Below are 15,639 nucleotides of genomic sequence, written 5' to 3'. Positions count from 1 at the left end.
GCGCCGGCTTCTAGCAGCGCCGGATGCGGGAGACCAGCGAGCTTTCGCGGGACACCGCCCCGGGGACCTTTTCCAAGCTCGGCCGTTGATAAGACCCGCCGAGAGGCGATTTCAACACCAGGAGAGACCCGCCATGAGAAACGCTCTGCTCGCCGCCACCCTCGTCCTGTCGGCCTTCGCCGTGTCCGGCGCCGCCGAGGCCCAGGGGCTTCCGGGCGGCGTCCGCCGCGGTGCGGCCGAGGGCGACCGGGTCGCCGGTCCCGTGGGCGGCATCGTCGGCGGGGCGGTCGGCGGCGCCGTCGGCACGGTGAACGGGGCGCTCGGCATCGATCCGGGCCGGCGCGCCTACCGCACCCGGCTCAAGTCGCGCCGGCACCACCGCCATCACCGCTGAGGCGCACGCCGCCCTCGCCGGTCCTGCGTGAGCAGGTAGAGCCCCGAGCCCACGACGATGGACGCGCCGAGAAGCGTCCATCGGTTCGGCACGTCGCCGAAGACGCCGTAGCCGAGGATCACCGACCACAGGAGCTGGGTGTAGATGAAGGGCGCCAGGACGTTGGCCGGGGCACGGGCATGGGCCAGCACCAGGAGCCAGTGCCCGAGGGTGCCGAACAGGCCGACCCCGACGAGGAGCGCCCAGGCGAGCCAGGTCGCCGGCGTGGTCCAGATCCACGGCAGCAGGGGCGTCATCAGGGCGAGGCCGGCCAGCCCCGAATAGACCATGGTGGTGGCCGTGGAATCGAGGGCCGCGAGTTTTCGCGTGGTGAGGATGTAGAGGGCGTAGCACAGCATGTTGCCGAGGCTGAGCAGCACCGCCGGCTGCACCGGCCCGACGCCGGGCCGGACGATGACGAGGACGCCGAGGAAGCCGATGCCGATGGCGACGAGCCGCCGGGGCGAGGTCCATTCCCCCAGGACCGGCCCGGCCAGCAGGGCCACGGCCAGGGGCGCGGCGAACTGGATCGACAGGGTCTCGGCGAGCTGGAGGTGGCGTAATGCTAAAAAGTTCAGGGCGGTGGAGCCGAACAGCAGCAGGGAGCGCAGGATCTGCAGCCACAGGCGGTTGGTGCGCATCACCCCCGGCGAGGTCACGGGGTTGATGACGAGGGAGATCGCCACGACGCTGACGGCGTAGCGCATGAAGGTGGTGAGCAGGGGATCGACGCCGAGGCGCGCCAGGCTTTTCGCCGACGCGTCGAGGCAGGCGAAGAACGCCAGGGTCCCGCACATGAGCGCGATGCCGACCCGCCGCCGCGCCGCTTCCTGATCCGTCATACCAACTCCGGTTGATCACTTCGGATCGAGCGGCCGCGACGGGCCCCCTCTCCTGTCCAGTTACCGGATTCACACAATTGCGAACGAGCCGATTCCATGTTGCAGCAGGCATCCGGATGCGGGCGGAAGGCGCACCGTGGCTCCCTCTCCTTCCAGGCAGGGCGATCGCAGAGGATGGTCGCGGTCTGAAGCCGCCGCCGAAGGGCGTCGTCGAACAAGCGGAGTTACCGGTGCGCATCCCCTCGCCCCGCCTGCGGGGAGAGGGACGCGTCTCCCCCCTGCCGGGGAGCGCGTCGAGGCGGCAGCCGAAGGTGAGGGGGCGAATTCGGAAGAGGCTCCTCCGACGCAGCCCCCTCACCTTCGCTCCGGCTCCGCCTCCGCTCGCCGCAGGCACGACGGGGTGCCTGCGGCCCTCTCCCCGCAGGCGGGGAGAGGGGGACGCGCGCAGACGCTCTGCGCGAACGGGCAAGGGCCGGCCCAAACGCATGCACCCCTCTGCCATCGCCCTGCCTTCCAGGCTACCGGATTCACACATCCGCCCGGCGGCTGATATCGAGAGCCACAATGAGCCGGCATCGAGCGCGACAGGCCTCCTCTCCTGGAAGGAGAGGGTTGGGGTGAGGTGTGGGACCTATTCGGACAATTCGCACACCTCACCCTGTCCCTCTCCTTCCAGGAGAGGGGACCCGCGCTGCCCTTGAGATGTGTGAATGCCGTAGCTTCCAGGAGAGGGGGCCCGCGCCAGGAGAGGAGGGGACCCGCATCGCACCGCGTCACCGAACGGGTCGGGATAGGGCCCGCGGGCACGGCTGGCATGGCCATGCCCGGCGGGGCCGGTCAGGTCACGACGCTGGGCGCGTCGCGGCCCGTCAGACGGGCGATGTCGGCGATGGTCCCGGCGGCGGCCACGGCCGAGGCCAGGACCTCGGCCACGGGCCGGTCGAGGCGGCCGGAGGCGGGTTCGAAGCGCTCGACATAGACCCGCAGGGTGGCCCCCGCCGTGCCGGTGCCCGACAGGCGGTAGACCACCCGGGCATCCTCGGCGAAGCCGATGCGCACGCCCTGCTGGGCGGTGACGGAGCCGTCGACGGGATCGACGTAGCGGAAGTCGTCCGCCGTCGCGACGGTGAGGTCGCCGAAACGCTGCCCCGGCAGGCTGTCGAGCTTGGCCCGCAGCCCCTCCATCAGCGCCTTGGCGGCGTCGGAATCGATCTCCTCGTAATCGTGGCGGGTGTAGTAGTCGCGCCCGAAGCGGGCCCAGTGCGCGTGGACGAGGTCGCGGGCGGGCTCGCCCGTGGCGGCGAGTACGTTGAGCCACAGGAGCACGGCCCAGAGCCCGTCCTTTTCGCGCACGTGGTTGGAGCCGGTGCCGGCGCTTTCCTCGCCGCACAGGGTGATGAGCCCGGCATCCAGCAGGGTGCCGAAGAACTTCCAGCCCGTGGGCGTCTCGTAGGCGGGGATGCCGAGCGACACCGCGACCCGGTCCACGGCCCGGCTCGTCGGCATAGAGCGGGCGACGCCCGCGAGGCCGGCCGCGTAGCCCGGCGCCCGGTGGGCGTGGGCGGCCAGGATCGCGAGGCTGTCGCTCGGGGTCACGAACAGGCCCGGCGCCACGATCATGTTGCGGTCGCCGTCGCCGTCGGAGGCCGCGCCGAAATCGGGGGCGTCGGGGCCGAGCATGAGGTCGTAGAGGTCGTGGCAATGGACCGGGTTCGGATCGGGGTGGTGGCCGCCGAAATCCGGCTTCGGCGTGCCGTTGACCACGGTGCCGGGCGCGGCGCCGAGTTCGCCCTCGAGGATGGCGTGGGCGTAGGGGCCCGTCACCGCGCTCATGGCGTCGAAGCGCATGCGGAAGCCGCCGGCGAACAGGGCGCGGATCGCGTCGAAATCCACCAGCGTCCGCATGAGCTCGGCGTAGTCGGCCACGGGATCGAGGATGGACACGCGCATGTCGCCGATGCGGGCCTCGCCGACGGCGTCGAGGTCGAGGTCGGGCACGTCCGTGATGCGGTATTCGGCGATGGCCAGGGTCCGGGCGAAGATCGCCGCGGTGACGTCCTCCGGGGCCGGGCCGCCGTTGGCGGTGTTGAACTTGATGCCGAAATCGCCGTCCGGCCCGCCGGGATTGTGGCTCGCCGACAGGACGAGGCCGCCCAGGGCGCCGTATTTGCGGATGACGCAGGAGGCGGCGGGCGTCGAGAGCAGGCCGCCCTGCCCCACGAGGACGCGGGCGAAGCCGTTGGCCGCCGCCATCTTCAGGGCGGTCTGCACCACCTCGCGGTTGAAGAAGCGGCCGTCGCCGCCGATCACCAGGGTGGCGCCGGCGCGCTCGGGAATCGCGTCGAAGATCGCCTGGACGAAGTTCTCGACGTAGCGCGGCTGGCGGAACACCGCGACCTTCTTGCGCAGGCCGGAGGTGCCGGGCTTCTGGTCGGGGAACGGCGTCGTCGCCACGGTCTTGGCCGTCATCGTGCTCACATCTCCGCGCCGGCCTCGGGACCGGATCGGGCATGAGCTTAAAGCCCAACCGTTCCCGAGTTCAAAGGCCCTGCGGCACCATCACGCAAACGGGTCCGCAGCCTGCGGCAAACAGGGGACAACCCGATTCGGCCGGGAGCCCGGCGCGGGCCGGCGCGTTCCTCCAGCCCAAGCAAGACCAACAGGGCGGGACGCATCCTAGATGGCAAAACGCAGGACGAAGACCGCCGCCGTTCCCCACGAAACGGACGCTCCCCTCGTGCCCACGGGCGCCCTGGCGGTGGCCCTCCTCGACCGCGAAGCCGATGCCCGCCCCCTCGTCCACGTCGCCCGCGAGCGCCACCGCCTCGGGGCGCTGGCCGACATCCTGCGGGCCCTGGCGCCGGAGCGCAGCGTCGCCATCTACCCCGAGTGGGATTGCCTGCCGTTCGACCGGGCCTCGCCGTCGCGGGGCGTCATGGGGGCCCGCACGGGGGTCCTGCGCTGGCTCACCGATGCGGACAACCTGCCGGACATCGTCCTCACCACCGCCCCGGCCCTGATCCAGCGGGTGCCGCCGCCCGAGACCTGGGCCGACGCCCACATGGCGATCCGCGTCGGCGACCGCCTCGACCCGCAGGCGCTGACCGCGGAGCTCCAGCGCCTCGGCTACATCGTCGACGACCGGGTCGACGAGCCCGGCGAGGTCGCCGTGCGCGGCCGCACCGTCGAGGTGTTTCCCGCCGCCGCCGCGCGGCCGTGCCGGATCGAGCACGACGAGGCCCGCGTCACCGCGATCCGCGCCTACGATCCCGTGTCGCAGCGCTCCCTCGCCGAGGTGGACGTCCTCGTCATCGATTCCGCCACGGAGATCGTGCTGCCGCGCGACACCGACACGGCCCTGCGCCCGTTCACCGGCCAGGAGCACGCCCTGCCCCGCCTCTATCCGCGCCTCGTGACTCCCCTGGACTACGTGCCCGGCGCCCGCCTCGTGGTCGAGGCCGGGGCCGACGAACGGGCGGCCGCCTTCTTCGAGCAGATCGCGGAGGGCCGCGAGGGCGCCGGCCGCGCCGCCCCCCTGCCCTACGAACTCTACCTCGGCCCCGACGAATGGGCCGCCCTCCAGGGCGAGCGCCCCGTCGCCACGGCCTCGGCCAAGGACGCGGATTCCGTCGCCCTGCCGGCCTTCGTGCGCAAGGCCCGCCCCGGCCCGGCCTTCGCCGAAGCGTTGCGCGGCCACGTCGCGGCCGGCGAGCGCGTGCTGCTCACGGGGCCGGCCGAGGCCCTGCCCCGCCTCGTGCGCGCCGCCGAGAAGGCCCTGTCGCGCAAGGCGCGCACGGTGAAGGACTGGGCTACGGCGATGCGCGCCCCGGCCGGCGACCTCCTCGTCCTGGCCGCCCCCATGGAGGCCGGGTTCCGGGTGCCCGACCAGGGCATCGCCGTCATCGCGGCCGCCGACCTGTTCGGCAGCAAGGCCGCGGCCGCAAGCGGCGGCCAAGCCGCGATCCTGCCCATGGGCGAGGTCGACCTGCGCGTCGGCGACGTCGCCGTCGACCGCGACCACGGCCTGTGCGTGTTCGAGGGCCTGGAGCCCGTCGCCGTGGGCGAGGGCACGGAGGACGCCCTGCGGCTGCGGTTCGCCAACGACGCCGTGCTGATGGTGCCCGTGAGCCAGGCCGACCGGATCTGGCGCTACGGCTCCGAGCCCGATTCCGTCACCCTCGACCGCCTCGACGGCGGCTCGTGGGGGCGCCGGCGCCTGGAGACCGAGGCCACCCTCGCCAAGGCGGCGCGGCAGATGCTGACGGACGCCGAGGCGCGCGGCGCCGTGCGGGCCCCCGTCCTCGCGCCGGCGACCCGCGAGATGGAGCGCTTCGCCGCCGGTTTCGGCTTCAACCTCACGGCCGATCAGGCCAGCGCCGTCGATGGAGCGCTCGCCGACCTCGCCTCCGGCCGGCCCATGGACCGCCTCGTCTGCGGCGATGTCGGGTTCGGCAAGACGGAGGTGGCCCTGCGCGCCGTGGCCGCCGCCTTGTTTTCAGGCAAGCAGGTCGCCGTGGTGGCGCCCACCACCGTCCTGGTGCGCCAGCATGTCCAGACGTTCCAGCGCCGGTTCGCCCGCTTCGGCATCGAAGTCGCCCACCTCTCGCGCCTCGTCTCCCCGGCGGAGGCCAAGCGGGTCAAGGCGGGACTGGCCGACGGCTCCATCCGCCTCGTCGTCGGCACCCAGGGGCTGGCCGCCAAGGGGGTGACCTTCGCCGATCTCGGCCTCATGGTCATCGACGAGGAGCAGCGCTTCGGGGCCAAGCTGAAGCAGGGCCTGCGCCGGGCCGCCGGCGACGGCCACGTGATGACGCTCACCGCCACCCCGATTCCCCGCACCCTGCAATCGGCCCTGGTCGGCCTGCAGTCGCTCAGCGTCATCGCGACCCCGCCGAGCGTGCGCCAGCCGATCCGCACGGTGATCATGCCGTTCGACGACGGCGCCGTGCGCGCCGCGCTGATGCGCGAGCACCGCCGCGGCGGCCAGAGCTTCGTCGTCTGTCCCCGCGTCGAGGACATCGCCCCCATGGCGAAGCGACTTTCCGCCCTCGTGCCCGAACTCACGACGATGATCGCCCACGGCGACCTCAAGGCGGCCGAGATGGACGACGTCATGGTGCGCTTCGCTGACGGCGCGGGCGACGTGCTCCTCGCCACCACCATCATCGAGAGCGGCCTCGACGTGCCCCGCGCCAACACCATGCTGGTGTGGGAGGCCGAGCGCTTCGGGCTGGCCCAGCTCCACCAGCTGCGCGGCCGGGTCGGGCGCGGCCAGCGCCGGGGCGTGACCTATCTCCTCAGCCGCCCCGAAAAACCCCTGGCGCCGGCCACGGAGAAGCGCCTGCGCACCCTGGAGGCCCTCGACCGCCTCGGGGCGGGCTTCGCCATCTCCGCCCGCGACCTCGACCTGCGCGGGGCCGGCGACCTCGTCGGCGAGAACCAAGCCGGCCACGTCAAGCTCATTGGCCTCGGCCTCTACCAGCACCTGCTCCAGCTCGCCCTGCGGGCGGCCAAGGGCGAGCCCGCCGACGACTGGACCCCGGAAATCCGCCTCGGCCTCGCCGGCAGCGTGCCCGCCGACTACGTGCCGGAGCCCGAACTGCGCCTGAGCCTGTACACGAGGCTCCTGCGCCTGCGCTCCCTCGAAGAGGTCGAGGCCCTGCGCGGCGAGGTCGAGGACCGCTTCGGCCCCCTGCCCGAGGCGGTGGCCGACCTCGTCACCCTCGCCCGCCTGCGGGTGGGCTGCTGCGCCCTCGGGATCGCGCGCCTCAACGGCGGCCCCCAGGGCTTGGCGGCCGACCTCCACCCCGAGGCCCCCGCCCTCCTGGTGCCGGTCGCCGACGACCTCGTGCGCAAGGACCGCCGCGTCCTCCTGCGGCGCGGCAGCGACTGCCCGGCCGAGCGCGGCCGCCTCGCCATCGAACTCCTGGAGCGCCTCGGCGACGCCCGCCGACGCGGCTGACCGGAACGCCCGGCGGCCCAGCCTGCCCCGCCGGGCCCTTCGCCATGTCCCAGGGCCAATCGCGTTCGTGCAGAGCGTCTGCGCGCATCCCCCTCTCCCCGCCTGCGGGGCGAGGGCCGGGGTGAGGGTCATGGACTCTCCGAATAAGTCCCACACCTCACCCTGTCCCTCTCCTTCCATGCAGGGCGATCGCATAGGGCGTTTGGGGCGTTGGGACCTCCCGCAACGCTTTGTCATCCCGGGGCCGCGCAGCGGAACCCGGGACCCAGAAACACCGGTTTTGCAGGGTGTTGCGCTGTCGGCGGCTCTGGATTCCGGGTTCGCCTGCGGCGCCCCGGAATGACACCGGCGGTCCTATGCGATCGCCCTGCCTTCCAGGAGAGGGGACCCGCACTGTCCGCGCGTTAGGAGATGCCGTCACCCGGACGGAGACGGGGCCGGTCGCGGTTCATCCGCGATCGCCCTGCCCGTGTGGGGAGGGGTTGAGCGTGGGGGTGGTTGGGTGACCCTGGGGCTTCGGAGGCCAGCGGAGCCACCTCCAACTCCTCCCCGCGAGGGGGAGGAGAGCCGCGTCGAGACGAAATGTGTGGATCCGGCAGCCTCCCAGAAGAGGAAGCCGGCCGTGACGGTTCGAAGCGCCGCGCTTCGCGGTGCGGGCGCCCGAAAAACGCATCGGCGATCACCCCGCTCCTGGCCCGAAATCTTCTCAACCCGGAGTTGTCCTGCCCCGAAATCTTGCCTCGCGGCCGAGGTCTCCTGTGCCCGAGCGGCCACGGTCGTCGACAGACCGTCGGGATGCCCTTGCGTGCACCCGCGGTGGCGGCTACCGATCGCCTAAAGCTGTTTCATTACAGTAGTTTACGATAATTCTAAACAGCGCCTCGCGCCGACCTTTGCATGCCCGTGCGGGGTTGCGGTCGCGTGCCTGCGCGACGGAGATTCCGCCATGTCCGCTTCCTCCATGGGATGCCTGCCCCCCGCCCGCCGTGCCCTCGCCGGCGTCTCCCTCCTGGTCCTGGCCGGCACGGGCGCGGCCCAGGCCCAGCAGGGCGCCGTCACCCTGGAGACCCTGAGCGTCGAGGGCAGCGGCGCCGGCGTCGTCGGGGGCGGCGGCGCACCCGGCCGGAGCCAGCCCGAGACGGCGCGGGGCCCGGTGCCCGGCTACGTCGCCAGCCGCAGCGCCACGGCGACGAAGACCGACACGCCGCTCATCCGCACCCCGCAATCCATCAGCGTCATCGGCGCCCAGCAGATCGAGGCGCAGCGCTCGCAGACGGTTTCCGAGGCCGTGCGCTACACGCCGGGCATCTACGCCAACCAGTTCGGCCCCGACACCCGCCTCGACTGGTTCCTCATCCGCGGCTTCTCGGCCACGGAGACCGGCCTGTTCCGCGACGGGCTGCAGCTGTTCCAGACCTCGTTCGCGAACTTCCGCGTCGATCCGTTCGGCGCCGAGCGCATCGAGGTCCTGCGCGGGCCGGCCGCGACCCTGTTCGGCGGCTCGCCGGTGGGCGGCCTCGTCAACGTCGTGTCGAAGCGCCCGACGACGGAGCCGTTCCGCTACGTCGAACTCGGCGGCGGCTCGTTCAACCAGCGCTACGCCGCCTTCGACGTCGGCGGCCCGGCAGACAGTTCCGGCCACTGGTTCTACCGCCTGACGGGCAAGCTGCAGAACAGCGACGCTCAGGTCCAGTTCGCGCCGGAGGACCGCTACTACATCGCGCCTTCGTTCACCTATAAGCCGGACGGGGCCACCACCTTCACGGTGCTGACGAGCTTCCAGCGCGACGAGACCGGCGGAGCGGGCCAGTTCCTGCCCTATTCCGGCACCGTGCGCCCCAACGCGTCCGGCCTGCGCATCGACCGCAAGCTCAACGCCAGCGATCCCCTGGTGGACAGCTACACCCGCAACCAGGCCAACCTCGGCTACGAGTTCGAGCACCATGTCGACGACGTCTGGACCGTGCGCCAGAACTTCCGCTTTTCGTTCACGGAGGTCCGTGACTCCCGCTACGTCGGCAACGGCTACGCCAACGCCAGCGAGACCGAGCTCGCCCGCTACGGCTTCCTGACCACGCCGCGCGCCGGCCTGTTCGCCGTCGACAACCAGGCCCAGGCCCGGTTCAACGACGGAAACTTCGGCCACACCGTGCTCATGGGCGTCGACTACAAGCGCTACAGCCTGTCGGACAACCAGGCGACGACTTTCCCGGTCCCGGGGCTCAACATCCTGTCGCCGCGCTACTTCCAGACCGCCGCGAACCCCCTGCCCTACCGCGTGGTCAACCAGCAGCTCCAGCAGACCGGCCTGTACCTTCAGGATCAGGTCGCCCTCACCGACCGCCTGACCTTCCTCATCGGCGGCCGCCAGGACTTCGTCAGCAACGTCGTCCAGGACCGGCTGGTGCTGGCCAACTCCACGGTGCGGGACGAGGCCGCCTTCACCGGCCGCCTCGGGCTGATCTACAACTTCGACAACGGCCTCGCGCCCTACGTCACCTACGGCACCTCGTTCAACCCGACGGCGGGCGTCGACGCCAGCAACCGGCCGTTCAAGTCCGACAGGGGCGAGCAGATCGAGGTCGGCGCCAAGCTGCAGCCGGTGGGCTGGAACACCTTCTTCACCGTGGCGGCCTTCGACCTCGTGCGCTCCAACGTGCTGACGCCGAACCCGGACAACGTCTTCACCAACCTGCAGCTCGGCGCCGTGCGCTCGCGCGGCTTCGAGGCGTCGGCCACGGCCAGCCTCGCCGAGGGGCTCAATCTCATCGCGTCCTATACGATCTACGGCCTGCGCACGATCGAGGGCACGAATCTCGACCTCGGCCGGGTGCCCGTGGGCATCCCCGAGACCTTCGCCTCGCTCTGGGCCGACTACACGATCCCCGTCGGGGACTTCAAAGGCTTCGGCTTCGGCGGCGGCGTGAACTACGTCGGACGCTCCTACGCCGACGTCGCCAACACCCTCGTGGTGCCCGAATACGTCACCTTCGACGCGGTGGTGCATTACGAGCGCGACGGCTGGCGCGCGGCGGTCAACCTCCAGAACGCCGGCGACAAGCGCTTCGTCGCCTCGTGCTCGAGCGTCAACGCCTGCTTCTACGGCACCCAGCGCCGGATCACCGCCAGCCTCGGCTACCGCTGGTGATCCCTGTTCCGTCGATCGCTTCGGCTGGGCCGATCTCGTGCGGAGACGGGGCAGCTGACGGCATCCGGATACGGGCGTGAGGCCCACGGGTGCGCCCTCTCCTGGAAGGAGAGGGCTGGGGTGAGGTGTGGGACCTTTTCGGATAGTTCGCACACCTCACCCTGTCCCTCTCCTTCCAGGAGAGGGGACCCGCGCTGCCCGCGAGATGTGTGAACGCCGTAGCCTGGAAGGCAGGGCGATCGCAGAGGGGTGCATGCGCTCGGGTCGGCCCTTGCCCGTTCGCACAGAGCGTCTGCGCGCATCCCCCTCTCCCCGCCTGCGGGGTGAGGGCCGCAGGCACCCCGTCGTGCCTGCGGCGAGCGCAGGCGAAGCCGAAGCGATGGTGAGGGGGCGATTCCGGAAGAGTCTCATCCGGATTCGCCCCCTCACCGTCGGCTGCCGCCTCGACGCGCTCCCCGCCAGGGGGGAGACGCGTCCCTCGAGTCTCATCCGGATTCGCCCCCTCACCGTCGGCTGCCGCCTCGACGCGCTCCCCGCCAGGGGGGAGACGCGTCCCTCTCCCCGCAGGCGGGGCGAGGGGATGCGCACCAGGGGCGGCGCTTCGTCGACAGCCCTTTCGGCAGCGGCTTCAGACCGCGACCATCATCTGCGATCGCCCTGCCTGGAAGGAGAGGGGACCCGCGATTTGCCTCGTCCTTCGGCGATTCGCACGGGGGACCGAACTGATTCAGCGGAAGCCGTATGAGGCGCGGGGCAAGCCTTCGCCCCGCGCGCCGCCTTCGTGCGACAGGGCGCTGAACGGCGACGGCCGCCTCGAAAAAATCATTCGCAGACGCGGACGCGGCGGATGTGCTCGTCGCCGTAGGCATCGATGTAGCCGCGGCGCTCCATGTGGCAGACCTCTTCCTCGACGTAGACCGGGCGCGGCTCGCGGTAGACCGGGCGGCCGGGGTAGTAGCCGTTGTTCTGCGACGACGCGATGGCGCCGCCGATGGCGAGGCCGCCGAGGACGCCCAGGGCCGCCGCGCCGCCGGGGCCGATGCCGTCGCGGGCCTGCGCCCCGGGCGCCATCGTGACGAGGAGGCTGCCGGCCATCGCCGCGCCGAGGAGGGTCCGCTTCATGACGTCGTGTCCTTCGATTCTCGAAACCGGGCTTCAGGTTCGAATCTGGACACCGAACGGTTGATGAATGGTAAGCGGGCGACGCCCGGCCGGGGCCGACCCCGTGCGGCGGCGCACCGGGCCACGCCGGCGGGCAGGATCACGCCGGCGGATAGGTGTGCTCGTCGGCCGGAAAGCGGCCGGCGCGGACTTCCTCGGCATAGGCCGCCACGGCGCCCTCGATCTGGGTGCGCAGGGCGCCGAACTGCTTGACGAATTTCGGGACGCGGTCGCTGAGACCCAGCATGTCCTCGAGGACGAGGATCTGGCCGTCGCAGGCCGTGCTGGCGCCGATGCCGATGGTGGCCGCCGCGATGCCCGGCGCCGTGGCGATGGCCCGGGCCACGGGCTCGACGATGCCCTCCATGACGATGGCGAAGGCGCCGGCCTCGCTGATGGCGCGGGCATCGGCGAGGAGGCGCGCCTCGCCGTCGGCCTCGCGGCCCTGCACCTTGAAGCCCCCCATGGTGTTCACGGACTGGGGGGTCAGGCCGATATGGCCCATGACGGGGATGCCGCGCTCGACCAGGAAGGCCACGGTGTCGGCGAACTTGGCGCCGCCCTCCATCTTGATGGCGCCGGCCCCGGTCTCCTTGAGGACGCGGGCGGCGTTGAGGAAGGCCTGCTCGCGGCTCGCCTCGTAGGAGCCGAACGGCATGTCCACGACGATGAGGGCGCGCGACGTGCCCCGGATCACCGCCTGGGCCTGGACGATCATCATCTCCAGGGTCACCGGCAGGGTCGATTCCATGCCGTGCATCACCATGCCGAGGGAATCGCCCACGAGGATGAAGTCGCAATGCGGATCGAGGATGCCGGCCGTGTGGGCGTGGTAGGCCGTCAGCGCGATGATCTTGACGCCCGCCGCCTTGCGCTTGGCGAGATCGACGGCACGGATGCGGCGCGACTGGACAACTTGGGACATCGGACTCCACCGGGCTCGTCGCACCCTTGCGGGCTCGTCGCACCCGTCGGACGGGCGCGCGTTGGGTGGGTCCCTCATACACCCGCGCGCGGCAAAGCGCGCGTCCCGGCGCAAACAAAGCGCGGGATCTGACAGATGTCGTCGTTCGGAGTTACTTGACTTGCACGGTGCCGCACCCGTTGCAGTGACGGCGATGGCGTCGCCGTCCGGCACTCTTCGGTGGGCGTTCCCTCCCTAGACTTGGGGCGCCGTGTGCGTGCCTTTCTTCCGCCACAACCCGGCCGGTGTCAACCGCGAACGCGCGCGCGCCGTGACATCGGGGCCGACTCGAAATCGGAAACGCCTCAATCCAGATCCATCGCGCGCTCGAACGCGGCGGCGCTCGATTCCTGGCCCTTCGGGTCGATCACGAGGATTTCCTTGAAGCCGCGCCGGGCCAGCTCCCAGGTCTTCTCCAGGGCCTGATCGGCGGTCCCGCACGCGAAGGTCGCGGCCCGTCCGAGGTGATCGTTCGCCTTGACCTTGTACAAGTCGGTCTCCTGTCTGTCCGGGACCGGCTATACGCCAGCCGGCGGCCGCGCGCGAGCGGCCCGGCCGGCGGCGGGATTTCGGGGCCCTCGGAGCCTTCAGCGCTGCGCCCCGGCGGCGGCCCGGCCGGCCCAGGCCGGGTCCTCCTTCACCACCGCCGTCTCGTGGCGCTCCTGCCAGCCCTCGAGGCCCGTGGGGAACCAGTGCACGCCGGTGTAGCCGGCCTGGACCAGGCGCTTGCCGGCGTTCCAGCTGCCCCAGCAATCGGGGTGGCAGAAGGTGACGATGGCCCGGGCCTTGTCGCCCCCCGTCAGCTCCGCCACGCGCTTGAGGAACAGGGCCTCGTGCGCGGGGTCGAGGGGGGCGCCACCGGCGCTCGGCATCCACACGGCACCCGGGATGCTGCGGTGGGCCGGGAGCCAGGGCTTGTCGGCGGCCATGCCGGCGGGGCGCCGGTCCGCCATCGCCACGTCGAGGAGCACGGGCTTGCCCTGCGCCACCACCCGGTCGAGGCCGTCGATGTCGAGGACCGCGGCGCCTTTGAGGGTGGGGGGCGTGTAGCCCTGCTGCGGGCCGGTGTGGAGGCCCTCGGGCTCGGGCACGTCGACGGGCGAATCGGCCGGCGCCGCCGCCATGGTCCCGAGGGCGAGGAGGGCGGCGGCGGCGAGGCGGGCGAGGGGGATCATGCGTCTCTCACCCTCAGTTGCTCGGGGCCGGCACGGGGAAGCTGTGCTCCCAGCGGCCGTCCTGGTTGTCCGAGGCCACCACCGTCACGGGCGCCTTGCCCTCGGGCAAAAACGCGAAGTTGATCACCGGGTTCGACGCAATCGAGATGTCGCCGTCCAGCGTCAGGATGTTGCGCCCGCCCTGCGCGACCACGACCTTCTGGATGTAGCGCGCCGGGGTGTAGTCCCGGGTGACCTGGTTCATCTGCATGCCGGAAAAGTTCGGGTGGCGGATCATCAGGGTCGCCTCCGTGGACTTGCCGGGGGCGGGCTCCCCCGAAAACTTCATCCGCATGTCGCCCATGCCCTTCATGGCCTCCTCGTCGCTCATGCCCATGGGGGCCGAGCATCCGCCCGACGCCTTCACGAACTTCGTCGTCTCGAACAGCCGGCCGTCCTTCATCCGCACCACGGCGTGGACGTTGGTGTAGTTGTTGACCCGGACCCGGAGCTTGATCTCGCCCGGATCGGCGGCGGGGCCGAAGGTGATGTTGGCGGCATAGGGCGACGGATTGTCGTCGATGATCAGGGACACGCCCGCCACCTTGTCCTTCTCCGGCATGGTCAGGGTGATGGGCACCAGGGCGGCGTCCAGCGCCCGCACCGGGGCCTCGACGGCCACCAGGGTCTCGGTGGGCTCCACGGTCTTGTCGCCGAAGATCGAGGTGCGGATTTCCTGCCAGCGGGCGAGGCGCTCGGCATCGGTGTCCGAGGCGCCGGCGGCGGCGGCGGGTCCGGCGAACAGGGCGGCGGCCGGGAGCGAAGCGGCGAGCGACAGGGCGAGGGCGGCGGTGAACGGCTTCATGGCGTGTCTCCTCTTGTGAACAACATGGGGCGGGATCACTCCCATTCGAGTTCCTTGAAGGCCTGGGTCACGTTGCGGCCGTGGTAGAGGTCGAACAGGGCCCACTTGTCGGCCTCGGACCGGCCGAGGGTGGCGACCGCCGTCTCGATGGGCATGTCGGAGGCCAGGGCCTTGCGGGTCTCGTCGCGCAGGGTGCCGAGGTAGCGGGTGAGGTCGGCCATGGCGGGGGCGAACGCCACCAGGGTCGGTCCGTGGCCCGGCACGGCTTTCTCCGCCCCCATGGCTTTGAGCACCTCCGCCTCCTTGAGCCAGCCGACGAGGCTGCCGTCGAGGGACGGGATGCGGGTGACGAACAGGAGGTCGGCGGGAAACAGGAGGCCGGAGGCCGAATCCCGCATGGAGAGGTCGCAGTTGGTGTGCGCCGCCCCGTGGGCGTGGAAGGTCAGGCGGCGCCCGCCGAGGTCGATTTCCGCGCCGTCCGCGACCTCCAGGGTCGGGTAGACCACCCGGCCGGCCTTCTCCGCCCCCAGGATCTCGACGAGGCGGGTGCGGTAATACTCGCCGCGCGCGTCGAGGGCCGCGCGCAGGGCGTGGTGGCCGATGAAGACCGGCTTGTCCGCTTCGAACGCCTCGGCCCCGAAGCAATGGTCCGGATGGACGTGGGTGAGCACCACGTGGCTGATGGGCTTGTCCGTGCGCGCTCGGATCTGCCCGCGCAGCCATCGCCCGTCGGCCAGACTCCCGCCGGATTCCGTCACCAGCACCGAGCGCTCGCCGACGATGAAGCCGATATTGGCGATGGCGTCGTCGTTGTCCGGCGTCGCCTCGGCGTCGGGTCCGCGCCGGACGAAGATGCCGGGGCCGACCTCGTCGAGGCCGAACCCCTCCGCCGAGCGCCCGAGGGTCGGCAGGCAGCACAGGCACAGGCCGCCGAACAGCGCTTCGCGCCGGCTCGACCGGACACCGCGCGCGCCGAAGCGCCAGCCATCATGGGCCGCCATACCGGACGTCCTCCGCTTGTTTTCTTGCCTACCATTTAGTAGGTAGATTTTCGCCGCCGTCAACGGCACAATTTCTTGATTGCGTCCTCCCCTCGCGTCCTCCGGGAAT

Annotated in this window: 11 protein-coding genes; 3 read left to right on the top strand and 8 right to left on the bottom strand. The window is 71.4% G+C overall.

The window, feature by feature from the left end:
* Positions 1-133 precede the first annotated feature (133 nt).
* Positions 134-394 carry a hypothetical protein gene (locus ASF28_RS09645; RefSeq protein WP_056090737.1) on the top strand — a complete coding sequence of 87 codons (261 nt, stop codon included), beginning with the start codon at positions 134-136 and terminating at the stop codon, positions 392-394.
* Here ASF28_RS09645 and ASF28_RS09640 read toward each other — a convergent pair.
* Both ASF28_RS09640 and ASF28_RS09635 read right to left on the bottom strand, forming a co-directional pair.
* Positions 385-1,275 (bottom strand): DMT family transporter, encoded by an 891-nt coding sequence (locus ASF28_RS09640; protein WP_056090735.1) that lies wholly within the window; start codon positions 1,273-1,275, stop codon positions 385-387. The genes ASF28_RS09645 and ASF28_RS09640 overlap by 10 nt on opposite strands.
* Positions 1,276-2,112: 837 nt before the next feature.
* Positions 2,113-3,744 (bottom strand): alpha-D-glucose phosphate-specific phosphoglucomutase, encoded by a 1,632-nt coding sequence (locus tag ASF28_RS09635; protein ID WP_056090732.1) that lies wholly within the window; start codon positions 3,742-3,744, stop codon positions 2,113-2,115.
* Positions 3,745-3,955: 211 nt separating this feature from the next.
* Between ASF28_RS09635 and ASF28_RS09630 the strand changes: the two genes are divergently transcribed.
* Positions 3,956-7,237: a DEAD/DEAH box helicase gene (locus tag ASF28_RS09630; protein WP_082476085.1), complete on the top strand. Its 3,282-nt coding sequence runs from the start codon at positions 3,956-3,958 to the stop codon at positions 7,235-7,237.
* Positions 7,238-8,183: 946 nt separating this feature from the next.
* Positions 8,184-10,385, top strand: coding sequence for a TonB-dependent siderophore receptor (locus ASF28_RS09625; RefSeq protein WP_056090729.1), 2,202 nt, complete (start codon positions 8,184-8,186; stop codon positions 10,383-10,385).
* An 822-nt stretch (positions 10,386-11,207) separates the two neighbouring features.
* Here the strand turns inward: ASF28_RS09625 and ASF28_RS09620 are convergent.
* The 6 genes from ASF28_RS09620 to ASF28_RS09595 all read right to left on the bottom strand — a co-directional run bounded on the left by ASF28_RS09620 (position 11,208) and on the right by ASF28_RS09595 (position 15,530).
* Positions 11,208-11,507: a hypothetical protein gene (locus ASF28_RS09620; protein ID WP_056090726.1), complete on the bottom strand. Its 300-nt coding sequence runs from the start codon at positions 11,505-11,507 to the stop codon at positions 11,208-11,210.
* A gap of 139 nt (positions 11,508-11,646) precedes the next feature.
* Complete coding sequence (gene panB / locus ASF28_RS09615) at positions 11,647-12,471, bottom strand: 3-methyl-2-oxobutanoate hydroxymethyltransferase (protein WP_056090723.1); 825 nt, start codon at positions 12,469-12,471, stop codon at positions 11,647-11,649.
* Positions 12,472-12,815: 344 nt separating this feature from the next.
* Positions 12,816-13,001 (bottom strand): hypothetical protein, encoded by a 186-nt coding sequence (locus ASF28_RS09610; protein ID WP_056090721.1) that lies wholly within the window; start codon positions 12,999-13,001, stop codon positions 12,816-12,818.
* A 96-nt stretch (positions 13,002-13,097) separates the two neighbouring features.
* Positions 13,098-13,685 carry a rhodanese-like domain-containing protein gene (locus tag ASF28_RS09605; protein WP_056090719.1) on the bottom strand — a complete coding sequence of 196 codons (588 nt, stop codon included), beginning with the start codon at positions 13,683-13,685 and terminating at the stop codon, positions 13,098-13,100.
* A gap of 13 nt (positions 13,686-13,698) precedes the next feature.
* Positions 13,699-14,529, bottom strand: coding sequence for a quinoprotein dehydrogenase-associated SoxYZ-like carrier (locus ASF28_RS09600; protein WP_056090717.1), 831 nt, complete (start codon positions 14,527-14,529; stop codon positions 13,699-13,701).
* 35 nt (positions 14,530-14,564) lie between these two features.
* Positions 14,565-15,530, bottom strand: a complete 966-nt coding sequence (locus ASF28_RS09595; RefSeq protein ID WP_056090714.1) for a quinoprotein relay system zinc metallohydrolase 2 — start codon at positions 15,528-15,530, stop codon at positions 14,565-14,567.
* Positions 15,531-15,639: the final 109 nt, after the last annotated feature.

It is taken from the genome of Methylobacterium sp. Leaf99 (assembly GCF_001422375.1).
Classification (GTDB): Bacteria; Pseudomonadota; Alphaproteobacteria; order Rhizobiales; family Beijerinckiaceae; genus Methylobacterium.
The sequence above is the reverse complement of the archived record's forward strand: the minus strand, read 5'-3'. Positions and strand labels throughout refer to the sequence as shown.

Bases quoted from the DNA above. Each gene is read 5' to 3' on its own strand.
- ASF28_RS09645 (WP_056090737.1), top strand. From the start codon at position 134: ATGAGAAACGCTCTGCTCGCCGCCACCCTCGTCCTGTCGGCCTTCGCC.
- ASF28_RS09640 (WP_056090735.1), bottom strand. From the start codon at position 1,275: ATGACGGATCAGGAAGCGGCGCGGCGGCGGGTCGGCATCGCGCTCATG.
- ASF28_RS09635 (WP_056090732.1), bottom strand. From the start codon at position 3,744: ATGACGGCCAAGACCGTGGCGACGACGCCGTTCCCCGACCAGAAGCCC.
- ASF28_RS09630 (WP_082476085.1), top strand. From the start codon at position 3,956: ATGGCAAAACGCAGGACGAAGACCGCCGCCGTTCCCCACGAAACGGAC.
- ASF28_RS09625 (WP_056090729.1), top strand. From the start codon at position 8,184: ATGTCCGCTTCCTCCATGGGATGCCTGCCCCCCGCCCGCCGTGCCCTC.
- ASF28_RS09620 (WP_056090726.1), bottom strand. From the start codon at position 11,507: ATGAAGCGGACCCTCCTCGGCGCGGCGATGGCCGGCAGCCTCCTCGTC.
- panB (WP_056090723.1), bottom strand. From the start codon at position 12,471: ATGTCCCAAGTTGTCCAGTCGCGCCGCATCCGTGCCGTCGATCTCGCC.
- ASF28_RS09605 (WP_056090719.1), bottom strand. From the start codon at position 13,685: ATGATCCCCCTCGCCCGCCTCGCCGCCGCCGCCCTCCTCGCCCTCGGG.
- ASF28_RS09600 (WP_056090717.1), bottom strand. From the start codon at position 14,529: ATGAAGCCGTTCACCGCCGCCCTCGCCCTGTCGCTCGCCGCTTCGCTC.
- ASF28_RS09595 (WP_056090714.1), bottom strand. From the start codon at position 15,530: ATGGCGGCCCATGATGGCTGGCGCTTCGGCGCGCGCGGTGTCCGGTCG.